The following is an 18080-nucleotide window of genomic DNA, read 5'->3' on the forward strand; positions in this document are numbered from 1 at the left end:
CCGCTTATGAATAAAAATTTTTTTAGTTTACTAGTTTCTTTGCTGCTTTTTGTCGGTATCCTCGCTCAGCCGGCTGCTGCCGACACTTCAAAGAGCAGGATTGAAGGGGTGCTCGTTGTCGATGTCTCCCGCTCAATGTTAGAGAGCGATCCTGGAAAAATAAGCAACGAAGCGATGAAAATGTTCATCGATATGTCCTCGCTTAAGGGCGATAAGATTGGCGTACTTGCCTATACAGACGAAATTATCCGCGAAAAATCACTTGTCCGGATTCGTTCCGAACAGGACAAGAAAACGCTGAAGGAATTTATTGACTCCGTCGGACGCTATCCATTCACTGATATTTCAGTTGGGGTCAAGGAGGCTGTCAACGTCCTCGATATGGGACATGAAGACGGCTACGCTCCGCTCATCGTTCTTTTGGCGGATGGAAACAATGACCTCGATGAAAATAAACCGCGAACAGCTAAACAGGCTGACGCCGATTTGAAAAAGGCAGTCGATGCCGCGCATGATAAAGGCTATCCGGTCTATACGATTGGATTGAACGCAGATGGCACGCTGAATAAGTCAGTTTTGCAAAATATCGCTAAAAGCACAGGCGGCAAATACTTTGAAACAAAAAGCGCTGACAGCCTGCCCGGGATTTTAAGCGAAATTTTCGCAAACCACTTGAAGCTGAAAATAGTACCTGTTGATCAGTTCACAGCAAATGGTGCGTTCCAGGACATCAAAATCAATGTCCCGAATGAAAATGTACTCGAGGCCAACATTTCCATCATGTCTTCAAAGCCTGTTGAGGTGAAGCTTGCCGATCCATCCGGTAAGGAAGTGAAGATACCGTCTGACGCGGTGCTGCTGTCAAAGTCAAAGAGCTACTCGATGCTGAAGCTGATCAGGCCGGCCGCGGGTGACTGGACACTCAGTGTCAAAGGCGTAAAGAAAGATAAAATCGATATCAATCTCGTATTCAACTATGATCTGCAGCTGAAATTGTCTGCCTCGGGCGGAAATACCCATAAAACTGGTGACACCGTCAAGTTCGAGTCCTTTTTTGAAGACGGCGGTGACAGGGTTGAAGGCAAGGAATTCTATCAAACAATGAACGCGGTTCTTCAAGTGAAAAATGTCGGTACAGGCAAGACGGAGGAGGTTCCGCTCTCTGCTGGCGACTCCAGCTTTAGCGGGGAGTTTAAAATCCCGGCTGATGGCGACTACGAAATCATTGCCATGGCAGAGGACTCAAGCTTTACAAAGGAAAGTGAACCACTGAAACTATCAACCGCAAAGTCCGCAACTGCACCTGCTGCCACAAAGCCGGCCCAGCCGGAAGAACCGTTCCCATGGATGACTGTTTTGCTTGGGGTTCTTGGTGCAGTTGTTCTTATCGGCCTCGCCTTGTTCCTTTTATCGAAGGTAAAGCAGGCAAACCGCGGCTTCAGCGGCCAGATGGTCGTCGAAGTAAAGGATGAGGACACAGGAGAGCGCACAAGCCCTCAATACCGGAAGCTGAACGCATTCAAGGGAAGATTCAAGCTTCACCAGCTCTTGTCCCTTGCGCCGGAGTTTGCGGAAACAAACACTATTCAACTAAAACCTGGCCCTGGTGACTCGCTTGTTCTTATTAATAGTTCAAGTGCCATGATTGAAAAGGGCGGTCGTGCAATCGACGCCTCAAAAGGACTGACTATCAAGAAGAACGACCGTCTACGCATCGTACTGAAACAGGTCAATAAATCGGTCTATATCGAATATATTAGCTAAGTCGGCCGAAACTCGTGGTATATCCCGTCCATCGACGGTAAGTACCACTGAACGTATCGACCCATTTTTTCCAAAAAAGAATTCATAAATTCTTATATTGCGAGAATCTCAGAAAACGAAGGGGAGAACAGAATTGAAAGCTAGCGTGAGAGAGCATATTGAACAGCTTGATGTGTCACTGGGCGGAGGGATTGTCTCCGATAAGATTCGTGTTGATACGATTGATAATCCGATGCTGGTCATCGGCCTAGGCGGGACCGGGATTGATGCGTTGCTGCGTTTGAAATATCAGATTAACCGCAAATTCAAGCTTCCACAGGATCCGCTTACTAAAAAGAAAGCCGAGAAACCCGATAATATTGAATATCTGGCCTTTGAGACGAATGAAACGGAGGTCAATAAGAAGCATAAGGGCATTGGCCTCGACCCGATCAAGGAGTTTGTGCTTTTGTCGAATCCGCAAATTGGCGCGACGTTGCAGAGCCGGAGCCTTTTACCTTCTTACATAACGGATTGGCTTTCTCCTGAATTGACAATCACCGACGGTATTAATGGCGCGTCAGGTGTAAGGCAGGCTGGCAGGCTGCTTCTTTTTACAAAAATAAATCAGGTCGTCCACAGCATCAGCACGAAAATTGAGGCGTTGCTGGAAGGAACGAATAAAAAGCTTTATGTGTTCCTGTTGACTGGATTGTCAGGCGGAACCGGGAGCGGAAGTTATCTTGACATTTCCTATATTGTCCGCGGCATTATTGAGAAGAAGTTCGGGCCGGCCGGTGTCGACCGGGTCCATTTGCTCGGCTATTTGTTCACGCCGGACGTCAACCTTGCCCGTCGGGGCTTGAATTCCCAGACAAAGGAATATATCCAGAAAAATGGTTTTGCCGCGCTGAAGGAGCTTGATTACTGGATGAATGCCGAGGAACGGAAGGAGCGGTTCCAGGCCCAGTACGGCAGTGCGCTTACGGTTAATTCAGCGATGCCGCCGTTCAACCTGTGCCACTTGATTTCGGCGACGAATATTGACGGCAAGCTTCTTGAAAATGCGTATGACTACTGCATGAACGTTGCGGCCGAGAATATCACGAACTTCATGGCGAATGAAGAAAAAACCGGTGATGAATTCGCAATCCATGACTATATCAGCAACATCAGGACCAACATTGCAAATATGCCAAAGCTGTACCCGGCCAACTACGAGTACAACATCATCGGCGCCTCTCTTGCGGAAATTCCGATTGAAGAGATGACAACGTATGTCGGTTATAAGCTTTTTGAAAAAATGAATGGGATGTTTGATGCGAATCCGGATCAGAACGATGTCGACCAGTTTGCGGAACGCCTGCGAATCGATCCTGATTCAATTCACAATCGCTTCAATGAACGCGTACCGGAGCCGCTCTCGGGCTATGAGAATTCCGAACGCTTTTCCTATAACAATGTCATTAAGCAAATCGTCAACCTTGACGAGGAGTTGACCAGAGATTATTTGGAAAAGGCGAAGGACCAGTACCGGAAATGCACGAAACAGCTGCCTGGTGAAATTGTCGAGGAATTCCGCGCACAGATGGAGCGTCTGTTCCTGAATCCGAAACAGGGACCGATTTATGCATCAAAGCTCGTGTATTCAAATAAAGGCTTTTGCCTGCTGAAAACAATTCAAGTGTATATTACCGGCCTTCAGGACCGGCTTGCCCGCCTGCCGCGCGACATCCAGGGCGAACAGGATTTTGCGTACGGCCGCTTTGAGGATGCCCGCAGCGCGTTCATTTCAAAAGAAAAGAAAAAGAACGCCTATATCGAGGCGAAGCGCAATGAATATTTTGCTCGCGCCGACAAGGCACGGATTGAAGAAATGATTAAGTTCTATGAGGACCTATACCAGCTTCTTAATAACGAAAACAACCGGATTTACGATGTGTACCGCGAAATCCTTGAAACCCTGAAGGGCATTTTCCAAAAGAATGCCGACATCCTTGTTAGCGGCCATGAGGTGAAGACTGCTAGCGAAGTAACGTACTACTGGCAGCTGGTTTCTGTCCCGGATGTCGCGCGTGAAATCCAGAAAATGTTCGATTCGAAGGACGGCGAACAGCTTGTCCGTGAATGGTCGCAAATGCTGATTGAGCGCTCCGTCAACTGGGTCAAGGAAACTGATATCGATGTCATTGGCTCTATTTCCGAGTTTCTTTCCGATCAGTTTGGTGAGTTAATTACAAAGTCGATGGAGGACTTCCTTCGCCTGAAATACGGTGAGGATGAGCCGATTGACAAAATCATCGAGCAGAAGATTGCCCGCCAGCTTGACAATGATGCCTTGCCGGTGTTTGATTTGCAGAACTCAATTGGGAACCTCAACTTCCCTCACTGGGGATTTGTGTCGGTGCCGGCGAAAGCGCCAAGTATCTTGAAGGGTATCAGGAATTATCAGCGTGTCGCGCTCAGCCATGCAAGCTTTACTGTAAAAGAAAGCGAACTGAAGAACCGGATTTTCTGGCTGAATACAAAGAACGGTATCCCGCTTTTCGCATATACGCCGCTTAAAAACTATGAAGCCGCCTATGAGAGCACAATCCTTGATAAGGAAGGTATCGGACGCCACCTTGTTCAGACAGAGAAGGTCAACTGGGCGTACTTGCCATCGCCGATTCCGGAGCAATCATGGGGCGATACGTATGAAAATCCAAGGCTGCGCGAATACAATAACCGGATCCGAAGCATGTTCGACGAGGCGCGCAGATACGGCGCCATTGTTGAGAAGGATATTGATACAAATTCAAGTGCCCGTTATGCCTGTGTTTTTTCAAAGCCGTTCTCGGTCGAAGCACTGCTCTTCGAGAATAATATTGATGCAAAGCAGCTTGAAAAGACCAGCATTGGTGAGCTGAGACGCTTTGCCAAGCAGCTTCAGGACCTGTTTAATGGCGGGCTTGAAAAGGAACCCGCGGTGGACATCTTTAGCAGCATCAACGAGCAGATGGCTAAGGAAAACTTCATCCGCTCGCCGCGTCTTGTCGACCGGATGAAGGAAGAAGTGAAGAAATACCACGCGCTCGACGAGCTAATTGGCACGCTGACAACGTTTATCGACAGCCAGCGCAGCCACGAGCAGCTTCTTAAGGAATATATTGAGGCGATGTATACAAAGACCATTCAAAAGAAAGGCGCCTTGTTCGTTTACGACAAAGAGCTTGAAGAAGACCCATGGGAGCCGTTTGCGAACATCATGAGCAACCCTGAATTTGTCGAGTACGAGGTGTTCAAGTCATTCCAGCGCCTGAATGAGCAACGCAAAACTGTTCTTGTGCGCAAGGCGGCCAAGCGCCGCGATGAGCTGGCCCAGAGCGAGGATGCCACTGAATTGCTCTCCATGCTCCAGGAGCTAGCGGCTGCATTCGAACGCAATAAAGGCAAGCTTGACTACGAGCGCGATGATTACATGGAAGGCGAAAATATGTACACCTTCTACAAAGAAGTTATGATCACCCTCAACAACATGGTCACCTCGCTAAAAGGGGACGGTTCTTATCAGCCGCGCTAAGACGCGACGGTTCTCGTTTGCCGGTTAAATAGAGTTAAGACAGTTCACGTTTGTTTTACCTTTTAATAAGAAATAGCGTCAAGGACAAACAGGTGATTCTAAGTCAGGAAATGTCCACGAAATAGGTTTTCGAGGACAAAACGAGGTCTACTAAACTAGGAAATGTCCTTGGCGGCATACAAGGAAAGAGATTTACTAGACAAAAACAAGGTCGGCAGAGTGAGAAGCGTCGAGAAAAAGGATTTACTTGACGGAACCGGGGTCGGAGTTTTAAGAAGCGACTAGAAAACAACCAAAATGAACCATACGAAATAGATTAGTTCAATAAAAAACACACCGGTAGGAAACGGCCACAATGCAACACTGCTTTGTGGCCGCCTCTTATCATAAAGATGGCAACAGCGAAGGAGGGGACAGCTTGGACAGGATGCTTCAGGAATTTGTCGATGTCTATTCAGGCCGGCAGGAAAAACGAAATCGGGCAGAAGATGAGCAGCGGAGCATCAACAATCCAGTCATCTTCATGTTCATTGGTGACCAGGCCGGCTGGGCATTAGAGGCGACCGCGAGAATCAACGATGTGAATTGGCACAATTCTCCGGGTGTGGCGTATTTCCATGCCTATCAAAATAACCCGGCAAACTACAAAGAAACAGTATCCGTCAAAATGCAGGGAGCACCGGAGGACAGAAGGAATGCCAGACAGGAATTATATGAGGCATTCCACCATGACGAAGCTGTCCTGATCGAACTGAACAGGTCCTTCCGGATGCTGGCAAACAAGGTCACTGAGCAGGGAAGGCTGTATGCATCGCTGCAGAAAGTCACTATTTCTGTGGTTACCCAGGTAGATGATCCGCTTAATGTGCTTGTTCCCGAGCTGACGCTTTTATTCAGGAACATCCTCAATGATTCCTTCAAGATGGTCGAGGTTGATTTTTACGGACTCATCAAGGAAAAGTATGAGGGTGATGATTATGCAACTTCGCTAGGAATAAGCTTCCTAAAGGAGCTTGACCACTACCAGTCTGGAGCCTTCAGCTTTAAAAGGGATATCCAGCTTGCAGCTGGTGATTTGAGGCTGCCGGTCGAGCATCCACAAGAATTTCCACTTTTCAACCTTGCCTACCTGCTTAGCGACAAGGATGAAAATGGGCGGATTTTACCAGAAGCGAACTGGCGAAACTGTGAAATAATTTCCTATACCAACCTCTTGAAAAACCGGAAAATTATTGCCGAATATGACGAACATATGGATTCGTACAACAATGAGCAATTCCGCAAAGCTATTCAAGGGAATGACAACTCGCCAGCCTTTGCGAGCGCTGCTTTTTCAAAGGTGAAGCGGCCAAACAAAACAATTGCGCTGCATGCGGCCTGGCATTTTTTCAAAATTGCCGCTGATTCATTTCTGCAAGCGGCCAGCCAGCCTCGTGAGCGAATTCTTGATCTTTTCGGGCTAGATGAAGATAGCCTTGACAGGATGACGGCAGAAATTGTTCCCGACAAGGAAATTCTTAGAGATATGGAGTCGATATTAATCCAGCCGCCTGGCTCGTATACTGAAATCAAACGGCTGACTGTTCTCGATGCTGAGGAAGAGATTGCCGGGGAGGCAGCGCGCAGGTTTTTTACTGCGAATGTCGAAACTCCGCTCCAGGAGGCACTCGCAGAAAAGGATTTCGCCGCCCGGCTTAACGCCAGAATTGAAAGCAATATTATTAATAAAGACAACTATGGCTTGTATTGTGCCTACAGCTGGACGAGCGAGGAAAACGAAGAAAGTGCGCTCAGGGCAGTGCGAAAACTGATAAGTTCAACAAGGCGTGAGGCAGAGGACGCGGGCTACAGGGTCCAGCAGATTTACCAACAGACAGTTGATATGTGCGATTTTAAGAAGTCATCTTTTCCTTTTTTCGATAAAAAGAACATACGGAACTTCATTGAGTACCTGTATAGCGCTGTTTACGGGGCAAAGCTTGCAGAGTCGGCACTTAAAGCAAGGTTTGAAATTCTTGGTCAATTTGAGAAAGCTTTGTCTGAAAAAAACAGGCAACTCTCTAGGACGATGGCCTTGCTTGAGGAGGCGGATCAGGTCTTGTCACAGGCTGCCGAGGAAAGTCTTCATGAAGCTGATCAATATCTTGGAAAAAACGTTCCTGAATACTATGAAAGTGTTGTTGGATCAATTGTGAAAAGACTGAATGAAAGAAGGGGCCCTTCATTCCTTGGCCAGGAACGCTTTTTCGGACGCTTGGACGATGGGCTTGAAGCGTTCATGGAGAGACTTCTGGCAATCTGTTCAGAGGAAATTTTGGCGGAAGAGGAATTCCATCGCGGCTTTGAAGACGAGTTGCTTGAGCGGGCAAATGCGAAAACCGAGTACGGGAACCGCGATATTTTGTCTAAAGAAGACCTGTTCAAGGAGCTTTATAAGCGTCTTCTTTCCCAATCCGCAGTCCAGATAGAAGTACAATCAATGCAGTCCCATAAATACGAAGAAAAATACTTCTTCGGTGACTTTTATTCAAGCTTCGTCAAATATGCGGTCGGCAAAGAGAGCGACCTGCGCCAATACAAGGTTGGCTGCATACATGAGAAAAAGAGCAGCGGCATCGCAAAGCTATCCCTAATGGGAGGCTTCCGTTCATCCGACCTGATGTACTGGCGGAACAATATGAAATACTATGAAGGCTATCAAAAAATGGGCTTTGGGCTACACCCCGACTATTTGATGGAAACACTCACAAAGGCCGGTAAAAACCAGACAGCTAACTAGACTTAATTTGCACGTCTCGATTTTAGCACTCTATTAGATTTTGCGGGCCCAAATCCGCTATCAGCGTGTTATCGATTCAACTCCCGGCAGGAGCCGGAATTTTTGAAAAGCAGGGAGACTAGCACTCATGCAAATCCGTAAATTCAGCTTATTGCTGCTCATTTTAAGCATCGCGGCCGGCATAGCGGGGACGGTGGCCGGGGAATTCATTCTTGCCGGACTATATGGAGCCGTGCCGAGCCCGGTCCTGATTGGCATCTATTTTGGCGTGCTTGCCCTATTTGTCGGGCTTTTCGCGCTTCTGGCCGAGCTAATTTCCCCGGTAGTTAATGGCAGGGGGTGGCGCAGTGAATACGCCGGCTTCTCCTGGAAAGTGCTTATTCCAGCCACATTCGTCCTGCTGTTTTTGGCCGGAACGCTCTTTCAATTTTTGTATTCAATCAATCTATCAAAAACCGAGCCGCCTGATGATATTGTTGTAGCACTTGATATTTCCGGAAGCATGCTGGAATCAGACCCGAATCGCAAAAGCATCAAAGCGGCACAAAATTTGATTTCCACCATGAAGGGTTCGCACCGGGCCTCGGTCATTTCATTCAACCATGAAGCAGCCGTTACTCAGCCAATGTTCCCAATTTCTGACACCGGCCTCCGTACTGAGGCAGTGGACCGGATTGGCCAGCTTCAGGCGGACGGTGAAACAAATATTGAGGCGGCGCTGGCAACTGCGATGGATGAAATCAATGCAAACGGGGAAAGCGGTAGGAAGCCAATGGTCATCCTGTTCTCGGACGGTTATAGCGAGGTGGATCTTCCTTCGGCTTTGAAGCCCTACAAGGATGCTGACATTGCTGTCAATACAATCGGCATGAGCCGCTTTGATATTGAAGGATCCGGTTTGCTGCGGGATATTTCCGCTGAAACTGGCGGTGCCTATTATGACGTAAGAAATGCGGATGAACTTTCGAACGTCTTTGAAACGATTTATTTGAACAACGCCGACCGGCTACTCGTTGACGAACGGCGCGGACCGCTACTCGACAGCACCTGGCTGTCGGTGCTCAGAGTCCTGTTCTACACGCTGATTGGCGGTCTGATCGGCCTTGCATTGGGAGCGGTGTTCGACAACCGTTACCTTGCTAAAAGTTTTACCATCACCGGAATTGGCTGTGGGCTGCTCGCTGGACTTCTTATGGAAGCGGGATTCCGGCTTATTCCGGAAACGGGCATTTTCATCAGGCTTGTCTCGAATATCCTGCTCGCTATAGTAGCAGGCTTTGGAACACTGATCATCCCTGTCCGTGAAAAATTCAGCGGTGGCTCACTGATGCGCCGCAGCGGCAATGATGCAGAGCGCAAAAACTTTGGCACACAAGGCAGGCATGAGCGGAAGGGGTTTTAGGTCCTGCTGAGAAAATACAACCATCATGGAAATGGAACAGTGAACAGCAAAAACAAACAGAATAAGGCTGTGTGAGCGGAGCCAAACAACAAGGAATCCTGACATGACTTTTCATCGTTACAAAAGTAATGCCTAGGCCGAATCATATTGCGCAGCTCCGCCCCTTTTCCTTAAAGGAGGTCCAGTAATGAATTGGGACGATGCCCCACCAACGGATTACGAAATAAAAAATCTGCAGCACGAACTCCGTGACGGGGAACTCGTGCTGACCTGGCACTGGTCGAAGGGAATCGACTTCGTCTACATATACAAAGCAAAGGCCGAAGCCGCACTTCCCGCCGATGACTTAACGGAACAACACCTTAAGCTCTATACGCGAGAGGAGTACAAAGCCAAGAAGGCATATACAACCAAAGCAGACTCAATTGGAAGATACATAGTGCGGGTATTCCCCGCCATAAAGACAGAAGGCAAGCTGCAGCTACTCAAACAAGAAAATGACCGGAATACAATCTCATTCGCGGCTGGAAAAGCAAAGATTTACTATTCGATCCAATACAAACGGAAGCTGTTGAGTTCCAAAAAACAGGCGCAGATTGTCATTAGAGCCGAAGTTCCGGTCTCGAAGGACGCCATCTGCTATGTGAAAAAAAGCGGGGAACCGCCTGCCTCACTCGATGATGGCAGAATCTATACGTTTCAAAATGATTTCGCACCTGGGCTCAACCCGCAGCCGGAAATTCCATTGGACAAAAATGATTACATCCGGATTTTCTTTACAAATGGTAAACAATCAGCGCAACATTTTGAGCTGATACCGGAACAGGGGGAAAACAGATGATTGGAAAATTAAAAGAGTTGTTTGGCGGAAAGAAGGCAGTCAAGGAAAGGCCAGCCTACTATGATATCGTCTGCCCTTACTGCTTTTCCAAATTCCATCCGGAGAAGGTTGTCTTCCGTGCGGGACATCACCGCACCGACGATGAAGCCTATATGCTCCAGGAAGATGAATCCTTGAGCGACTATAGAGAAAAATTCAATCTTGAACGGACTGGCGATATGGAAGCCGTCATCAACCCGGCGACCATCCCCCAGGAGAACAAAATTTATACAGACAATGTCCTGACCGGAATTTCCGATAAATATACCGTTATTACCCGGAAACGGCTTTGCCCGAATTGCCATAATAGCCTGCCGTCGACAGCCGGCAAGTTTCCGAGCAATATCGTCTCGTTCGTTGGAGCGACATCCGTTGGAAAATCGGTTTACATGGCATCGCTCATCCACACAATTCAAAATACAACAGCGCGCAATTTCAATGCCGCCTGTATCCCGCTTGATAATAAAATAAGCGAACGCTTCAAAACCAATTACGAGCTGCCGCTTTTTGAACGAGGCGAACTGTTAACCTCCACCCGCTCAACCCAGCGCCAGGAGCCAATGATTTTCCAATTCAAGTTCAAGGACGATTCAAAAGCTCCTCTGACGCTAGTTTTCTTTGACGTGGCAGGCGAAGCGATGACCGATACTGATTACATGGAACTCCATGCGGCCCATATTAAAAACTCATCCGGCATTTTGTTTCTGGTTGACCCAATGCAAATTCGCTCAATCCGCAGCCGTTTGCTGTTCAAAATGGGCGACAATCCCGGTGAGGTGGCAGCCCAGGGGTCTGACCCCCGCGATGTAGCCATCTCGCTTTATGAAAATTTCATTTCCTACGAAGACAACGGCAAGACCAGCATCCCGACAGCGGTAGTCCTGACGAAAAGCGATCTTCTCCACGCTTTAAAGGAGGAGGATGGGGACTACATCCGCCCCAACAGCAATGTATTCCGAAACGTTGTCCATCGAGGTGTCCTTGACATGGACGAATACGAAAACATCAATGGCGAGGTACGCCGTTTCCTTGAGCAGGTTGACAGTCCATTCGTCGATACAATGGACGTTTATTTTAACTCAGCCTCCTATTTCGCCGTGTCCGCGCTTGGCAGCAATCCGGTCGACCAGCAGGTAACCAGTGTCATCAATCCTCTCCGGGTCGATGAATCGTTCGTCTGGCTGCTCTATAAGCTCGGCTATATCGAGGGAGGCCGAAATCAATGATCCAGCAGCAATACTACACAAGGGCACGAGGCGGCGTCTTCCTAAACTCGGATGGCTACGACACAGTTTCAATCTCTGCCGGGCTGGATAAGAACTTTGTAAAAAAGACAATCCATTCGTTCTGCACCTATGACCCGCCCGCCGCACTTGCCAGAAGCCGGGAAAAAGATACAGCGATGTACCCTGAAATCATCACGTTTTTCCAGCCGGAAACAGGAGAGCTCGTTCTCGGCAAATCTGTTTATGTGCCCGCCGACTTCACCGGCCAGCGCAGCACCTATTTCGTCCATAATTACGTTGTGCCACGAAACGAAAAGGATCTTTTCTTAAAAAAGCCAGAGAAGCTATTCCGGGCAAAAGGTTTCCAGACCACTTATTCGGCAGAGTACCCTCGTGAGCTTGAAGAGCTCGTCGACATACCATTCGACCAAGGCAATGCGATAGCCGAGCGGGACAACCTTTTTGAAACCCTTGGTCTAAGCGAACAGATCTTCAAGGAATTGCTGTTCTCAGTCTTTTCGGCAGTAACAGGAAAAAAGAAGGTATTCATTAACCTCGGTGTTGAAATCAAAGAGTATGCCAATTATGGAATGAGGCTGCTGGAACTGATTTCCCGCTACCTTCCGTATCCTGTCAGAAGGAAGCTCGGAGCAACCACCTACTCAAATGAAGCAGAAAGCCGGAAATACATACACGTTTCATTTGTTGAGCCAGCCGTCCTGAATAGCCACAGGCCTGAACTCGACAAACAATACCTGTTTGACCTGGCAGCCGGCAAATCGACAGGAGTCAACATTGCCGGGCAAACCCACGAATATCTGGAACTCGCTTGGGCGTATCTGAAATCAGGTCGGGAAATGGATCCGTTCTTTACCTTTTGTGAAAAGGCGCTTTCAGGGCTCGGCCTACAAGAGGAGTTGGAAATGGGCAACTATTACAGCCTTGCCACGATTTTTTACTATCTCACAACAGGTAATATTCATTTTTACCAAAGGAACCGATTGGGCATGCTCAATGGCATCCTTCATTTCTTGTCAGAAGAGAGCCAGTCAAAAAGAGAACTGTTAACTAGCTTTCCAAAACTAATCACGATTGAGGGCCAGGCGGAGGAGCCGGATTCGGCACCACACTTTCTTCGATATGCAATTCAATTTTACCGGATAGCTCCGTCCACTGCTGTAAGGGACTTCGTAGCTAGGACGATGTCTGTTCATCTTGGCATGCCCACAATAAAGGGCTTATGGGCAATTGTAGAAGAGGATGTAGAATTTCTACGTTATTTGCTGGGCTACTTTTATGAGCAAAAGGACGAAAGGATCATTGAATCCTACTTAGAAGAAAAGTTCGGCGCAATAAAAGGCCATCAGGATATACTCAATCAACTCTTAAGGATACTTGGATTGGCACCCTTCCTTGCGAATAGCTCTGCTTTGGCGGGAATCCTTCTCGATAAATTAGAGATGGCTATGAAGGTTTCTGCTAAACCCTTTGACGTCGTGATAGAGACGGTTGAGACTTTAGAAGATTTGAAGCCTGCAGGAAGGTACACAACCCTAAAGGACTATATTGCAGGAAACCTATGGAAAACCCTCCTGGAGGATTTGGAAATAAAGACTGTTTCACTTGAAAAAATAGATAAGTTTACAGCACTGTCCGAAATGCTTCCGCAATTTTATAAAAGTGAGATTGATAATGGTTTATCGGAGAAGGTCACCATTATGGAAGCACTCAGTGCACTTTTTAAATTATCAATTAACAAATTCTCATCTCTGGGCTATAGAGAACAGAGGCTTGCCCGGGAGGCTGTCCGGACTATTCTTTCCAGGGATATAAAAAAAGACTACTTTCCTTACCTTGAGCATGCTTTTGAAAAAGAAGGCGATCCCCAGTTCAGGGAAATAGTTAAATTTATAAATGAAAAACACAATGCAGATGTGATGAACGAATTCATTCACTGGGGCGTCTCGTATTATAGAGGGAACGAAAATCTACTTCAGGCTCTTAAATGGTATCTTCTCCAGGAAGACAACCCTATTTGGGAAAATAAGGACTACCGGGCTCGACTGAAAAATATAAAACAGACCAAAGTGAAAAATGTAATCCGGGAAATCGAATACGAAAAAGCAAACGCCGTCGGGAAAATCTTCAAAAAGATAAGCTCCAAGTTGCGTTAGCTAAAGATAGGCCGTCCTACCATTTGGCAGGGGGCCTTTTTCTTTTATCACAAAGGGTTTGCATCTTTCACAAAATATCCTCAAACACACACCTCATCACACCCTGACACCCATATATAATGGAAGAACCAACAGGGAAGGAACATCACCCATGAAAAAGAAGCCACTCCTCTTGGCGGCACTCATCATATCTGCTGCCACAGCCATTTTCATCCTAAAATACAACACCATGCTTCTCGACTCAAAAGCCTCGGCAAAACTAGTCAGCCCTGCTTTTCCAGACGAAGCTGCCTATTCCACCCCCGAACTACTCGTCAAAAAGGCCGACAACATCTTTATCGGTGAAGTCCTCGAGGAAAAGGGAACGACAAAACACCGCGGCAATCCGGCCGCCCTTCACGAGGTTCGCGTGACCCATAATATGAAAGGCGCACTGCTTGGCGGTCTGACCGTCATCCAGGAGGGCGGGTATTACAAGCAAAACGGGAAACTTCATCTCCTCCGATACAAAGGTGATGAGCTGCTCCAAAAAGGCGAAATCTACCTGTTCTCAGTAATCAGGGAAGGCGACTTTTACTGGACAATCCCTGTATATGGACATGAACAATTGATTAACGAGGAACAAAAAATGGACTGGATCGAAGAAATCAAAGCGTTAGAGGAAAAATAAAACTATTTTAATAAAATAAACTAGCAGCAACTTAAAATCCGTTTTTTTCATATCGTTTCCATTAGATTGGCTGAGAAAGCTGCAGGTATAATGAACACTATTTCCAACTTAATTACTTGGTTATCATCCAAATATTTGAAAATTCATAAAAACGCTATAATCTTAACCGTTTTTAGAGCTATACAGCTTTTATAATAAAAGAGAAACCCCAGCCACACGGAGGTGGAAAAACGTGAAAAACTCACAAGCAGAAACAAGATTCCTCATATACGTATTAGCAGCAATTTCCGCACTGATGATGATTCACATCTTCCATCCTCAGCTCTCTCAAATCTATGACCCGGTCAACTACGTTTCTTTTCATACAGTATTAGAATTTTTCAGTATCTCTGTTTCAATGACAATTTTCCTTTACTGCTGGAAAACCTACGAGAAAAGCAAATCAAGCGCCGCGCTATGGCTTATGTACACGTTTTACACCGTAGGCATCATCGACCTCTTCCATACGTTAACTTTTAAAGGAATGCCATTCTTCATCACTGAAAGCACAGTCCAAAAGGCAACCTATTTCTGGGTTGCGGGCCGTGCGCTTGAAGCGGGGCTCATGGTCAAAATCATGTTCATGAAAGACGAGAAACTCAAGCGGGATTTGCGCTGGCCTGTCATACTTGCATCGCTTGTCACAATCGCGGTTATCACGGTATTCATTTTCACATTCGAGCGATTACTGCCGCAGCTCGTCATCGAAGGGGAAGGCACAACCCCGCTCAAAAATTTGCTCGAATATATCATTTCCGCCATGCACCTTTTAGCACTCGTCATGTGCCTTTACAAATACTATCTTAACAAGCAAACCGTCTACTTGAACCTGGGGATGGCATTCACGCTTCTATTCCTTTCCGAACTTATTTTCACTGTCTATAGGAGCGTATATGACCTCGACAACTTCTCGGGGCACATCTTCAAGGTGCTCGGCTACTATTTCATACTCAAAGGAATCTATGAAATCCTCCTGCCTGTCGATGAATACAAAGAGGAAGCCGCTGTCGCCGAGTCCATCGTCAAGAAAAATCCCGGCGCGATTTTTTCAATCACCAAAAAAGATGACAACTTCATCTTCTCCTACATTGAAGGCGGAATGATCCGCCAGCTCGGCTTTCACCCCGAGCAAATGGCCGGAACCACCGTTGAAGACTTCCTCCCGGCCTCGGGCGGCGACATCATGGATTACTGCAATTCAACCTGGGACTCTGGCGAAAACCAAACATTCATGGCCCAAATCAAAAACCATTCTTACCTGATTTCGCTCGTCCCGGTCACCGAGCAAGGCATCACCCTCCAAATCACCGGAACTGCTTCGGAAATAACCAGCTTCACCCAACAGGGCACTCCGCAAAAAAAGGCCCTTTAAACCCTTGCTTTTGGAATAATCGGCCGACACGCAATTATTGGCATTACAAAATTTACCTTTGACAGAGAGTGGTCACGGCCTTATCCTTGTATAGTGCTAAAAATGGACCCACCATCAGCAAACGCCATCCGTTTGGCGTAAACCGTTGGGTGGGCACAACAACTAAATTCAATATTCCTCATCAGCTCAAGATGGGGTAGAGGCTGCGGTTATTAAGAGTACTCCAGAAGAGGGGCAGGAATCCCCAACGAGACTGGACGAAAGGAACATCCGCCGAAGCGTCGCGGGACCCTGCCTGTGGTAAGCTGGGGCTGTATCCGAACAGGTGCAGCACTGTCATGGCATTGCCATGGTGAACTATCCGTTTTGTCTGATGCGGCACATACACACACTCCGTATCAGAGTGTGTTTTTTATTTTATTGAAAGCCGTGGATTACACTGGACAATTACCACGTAACTGCGGGCTGATCAATTCGCGTTAAAGCAACAACTTTACCTTTGTGTGCGAGTTGAGTTGTAGACTTGTGACTGTAACTAAGAGATTGAAGCAGCACCCGTCTCGATTGTTTCAGGACAACTTTTTCAAAATACAGGACAAACTTTTATATATTCAGGACATATCCCAAAGAATACAGGACATTTCCCAAAGAATGCAGGACAGATTCACAGATAATCAGGACAAACTGAATTTATACTCTACCTTCGAACACACAACCAGGAAGGGGACATCATAGATGAGCAAGAACGGAAAATTAGGATTGTGGTTATTGACGGCGTTAGTCGTTGGAAATATGGTGGGCTCGGGGATCTTTATGCTGCCTCGTTCACTTTCGGAAGCAGCCAGCCCAGCTGGCGTGCTGTTGGCATGGTTATTAACCGGTTTTGGTGTTTTAATGACAGCATTGGTCTTCGGTAATTTGGCCATCCGAAAGCCTGAGCTTGGCGGCGGCCCGCAAATCTATGCGAAAGACTTATTCAAGCAAGGCACACATGCATCTAAGCTTTCAGGCTTCATGGCATCATGGGGTTACTGGATTGGGAACCTCGTTGGGAACATTGCGATTATCACAACGTTTGCAGGCTATCTGTCTACGTTCTTCCCGATTATGACCAGCCAGGCTGACTGGTTCACTATCGGTAGCTTCACCCTTAAAGTCGGGAACGGGTTGACATTCATCGTTTGTACGGTGCTGTTATGGATGACACATGCGATTGTCCTGCGCGGTATTGAAGATGCTGGCAAGCTTAATTTTGCTGCGACCGCCGCAAAAGTGGCTGGTTTCGTTATCTTTATTCTAATAGGTCTGTTCGCTTTTGATAAAACGAACATCCTGCCAATGGTCGAACCCCGGACAGATGCGGCTGGCAATACGCTTGGACTCCTTGGCCAGGTAAATTCGGCTGCATTGACTACTCTTTGGGCATTTATCGGTGTCGAATCCGCAATGGTGTTCGCATCTCGGGCAAAAAAACAGGTTGACGTAAGGCGGGCGACTATTCTTGGTCTCCTAATCGCACTTGCTATATATGTTGGTATCTCAACACTAGTCATGGGCATGCTTAGCCAGGAAGCACTGATCGCTTCTGATAAGCCACTAATTGATGCCATTACAGTGTTTGTTGGCCCGATTGGCGGACAGGCGCTCGCTGCACTGGGTTTAATCGCCCTGTTCGGTTCAACACTTGGCTGGGTGATGCTTAGCGCCGAAGTACCGTACCAGGCAGCCAAGCAGGGCATTTTCCTGCCATCATTTCTAAAAGAAAACAAGAAGGGCATGCCGGTCCGATCGTTGGTGATTACCAACATGCTTGGCCAAGTGTTTATTTTTTCAACCATCTCGAATTCAATTTCACAAGCGTTCGATTTCATTGTCTTTATTGCAACCTTGTCTTATTTGATCCCATACTTCATCGCTTCTGTGTACCAATTGAAGCTTGTTGTGACAGGGGACACATATGCGATTGGGGACCGTTCCCGTGTGACTGACGGAATCATTGCTGGTATTGCTACACTATACTCGATCTGGGTCATAATCGCTGGGACATCTGATATCAAAACCTTTGCGTTAGGTATGCTCCTGCTCCTTAGCGGCATTTTCTTCTATGGGCCGCTCCGGCAAGCAGTGGTTAACTTCTTTAAGCCTAAGCCGAAAAAAATAAATGAAGTTTAAGACCAAAAGCGCAAGCGCCTAGCGATAGGCACTTACGCTAACGAAATAAAAAGGGCCAGCC

The 18080-nt window shown here is 47.1% G+C and carries 10 protein-coding genes and 1 riboswitch; all 10 genes read left to right on the forward strand.

Going from position 1 to position 18080, the window contains the following annotated elements:
* The first annotated feature begins 6 nt into the window (after positions 1–6).
* The 10 genes from TY16_RS03765 to TY16_RS03810 all read left to right on the forward strand — a co-directional run bounded on the left by TY16_RS03765 (position 7) and on the right by TY16_RS03810 (position 18019).
* Positions 7–1764 (forward strand): vWA domain-containing protein, encoded by a 1758-nt coding sequence (locus TY16_RS03765; protein WP_043930425.1) that lies wholly within the window; start codon positions 7–9, stop codon positions 1762–1764.
* Positions 1765–1897: 133 nt separating this feature from the next.
* Complete coding sequence (locus tag TY16_RS03770) at positions 1898–5305, forward strand: tubulin-like doman-containing protein (protein WP_043930426.1); 3408 nt, start codon at positions 1898–1900, stop codon at positions 5303–5305.
* Between the two features lie 418 nt (positions 5306–5723).
* Entirely contained in the window at positions 5724–8084 is a 2361-nt protein-coding gene (locus TY16_RS03775; RefSeq protein ID WP_043930427.1) for a hypothetical protein, read from the forward strand.
* A gap of 127 nt (positions 8085–8211) precedes the next feature.
* The gene (locus TY16_RS03780) at positions 8212–9486 is read left to right on the forward strand and encodes a vWA domain-containing protein (protein ID WP_043930428.1); all 1275 of its coding nucleotides are present in this window, start codon (positions 8212–8214) and stop codon (positions 9484–9486) included.
* Between the two features lie 187 nt (positions 9487–9673).
* Positions 9674–10327 carry a hypothetical protein gene (locus tag TY16_RS03785; protein WP_043930430.1) on the forward strand — a complete coding sequence of 218 codons (654 nt, stop codon included), beginning with the start codon at positions 9674–9676 and terminating at the stop codon, positions 10325–10327.
* Positions 10324–11592, forward strand: coding sequence for a TRAFAC clade GTPase domain-containing protein (locus TY16_RS03790; RefSeq protein ID WP_043930431.1), 1269 nt, complete (start codon positions 10324–10326; stop codon positions 11590–11592). Before TY16_RS03785 ends, TY16_RS03790 begins: the two co-directional genes overlap by 4 nt.
* The gene (locus TY16_RS03795; RefSeq protein WP_043930432.1) at positions 11589–13766 is read left to right on the forward strand and encodes a GAP1-N2 domain-containing protein; all 2178 of its coding nucleotides are present in this window, start codon (positions 11589–11591) and stop codon (positions 13764–13766) included. The genes TY16_RS03790 and TY16_RS03795 overlap by 4 nt, the downstream gene beginning before the upstream one ends.
* 151 nt (positions 13767–13917) lie before the next feature.
* Positions 13918–14436: a hypothetical protein gene (locus TY16_RS03800; RefSeq protein WP_043930433.1), complete on the forward strand. Its 519-nt coding sequence runs from the start codon at positions 13918–13920 to the stop codon at positions 14434–14436.
* A gap of 232 nt (positions 14437–14668) precedes the next feature.
* Positions 14669–15847, forward strand: coding sequence for an MASE3 domain-containing protein (locus TY16_RS25055; RefSeq protein ID WP_052342580.1), 1179 nt, complete (start codon positions 14669–14671; stop codon positions 15845–15847).
* Positions 15848–16036: 189 nt separating this feature from the next.
* Positions 16037–16215: riboswitch (Lysine riboswitch) on the forward strand.
* A 367-nt stretch (positions 16216–16582) separates the two neighbouring features.
* Positions 16583–18019, forward strand: coding sequence for an amino acid permease (locus tag TY16_RS03810; protein ID WP_043930435.1), 1437 nt, complete (start codon positions 16583–16585; stop codon positions 18017–18019).
* Positions 18020–18080: the final 61 nt, after the last annotated feature.

This window comes from Bacillus sp. EB01 (assembly GCF_000613125.1).
In the GTDB taxonomy this organism is placed as follows: Bacteria; Bacillota; Bacilli; order Bacillales; family Cytobacillaceae; genus Bacillus_D.

Coding starts and splice junctions, on each gene's coding strand:
- TY16_RS03765 (WP_043930425.1), top strand. CDS start 7: ATGAATAAAAATTTTTTTAGTTTACTAGTTTCTTTGCTGCTTTTTGTC.
- TY16_RS03780 (WP_043930428.1), top strand. CDS start 8,212: ATGCAAATCCGTAAATTCAGCTTATTGCTGCTCATTTTAAGCATCGCG.
- TY16_RS03785 (WP_043930430.1), top strand. CDS start 9,674: ATGAATTGGGACGATGCCCCACCAACGGATTACGAAATAAAAAATCTG.
- TY16_RS03790 (WP_043930431.1), top strand. CDS start 10,324: ATGATTGGAAAATTAAAAGAGTTGTTTGGCGGAAAGAAGGCAGTCAAG.
- TY16_RS03795 (WP_043930432.1), top strand. CDS start 11,589: ATGATCCAGCAGCAATACTACACAAGGGCACGAGGCGGCGTCTTCCTA.
- TY16_RS03800 (WP_043930433.1), top strand. CDS start 13,918: ATGAAAAAGAAGCCACTCCTCTTGGCGGCACTCATCATATCTGCTGCC.
- TY16_RS03810 (WP_043930435.1), top strand. CDS start 16,583: ATGAGCAAGAACGGAAAATTAGGATTGTGGTTATTGACGGCGTTAGTC.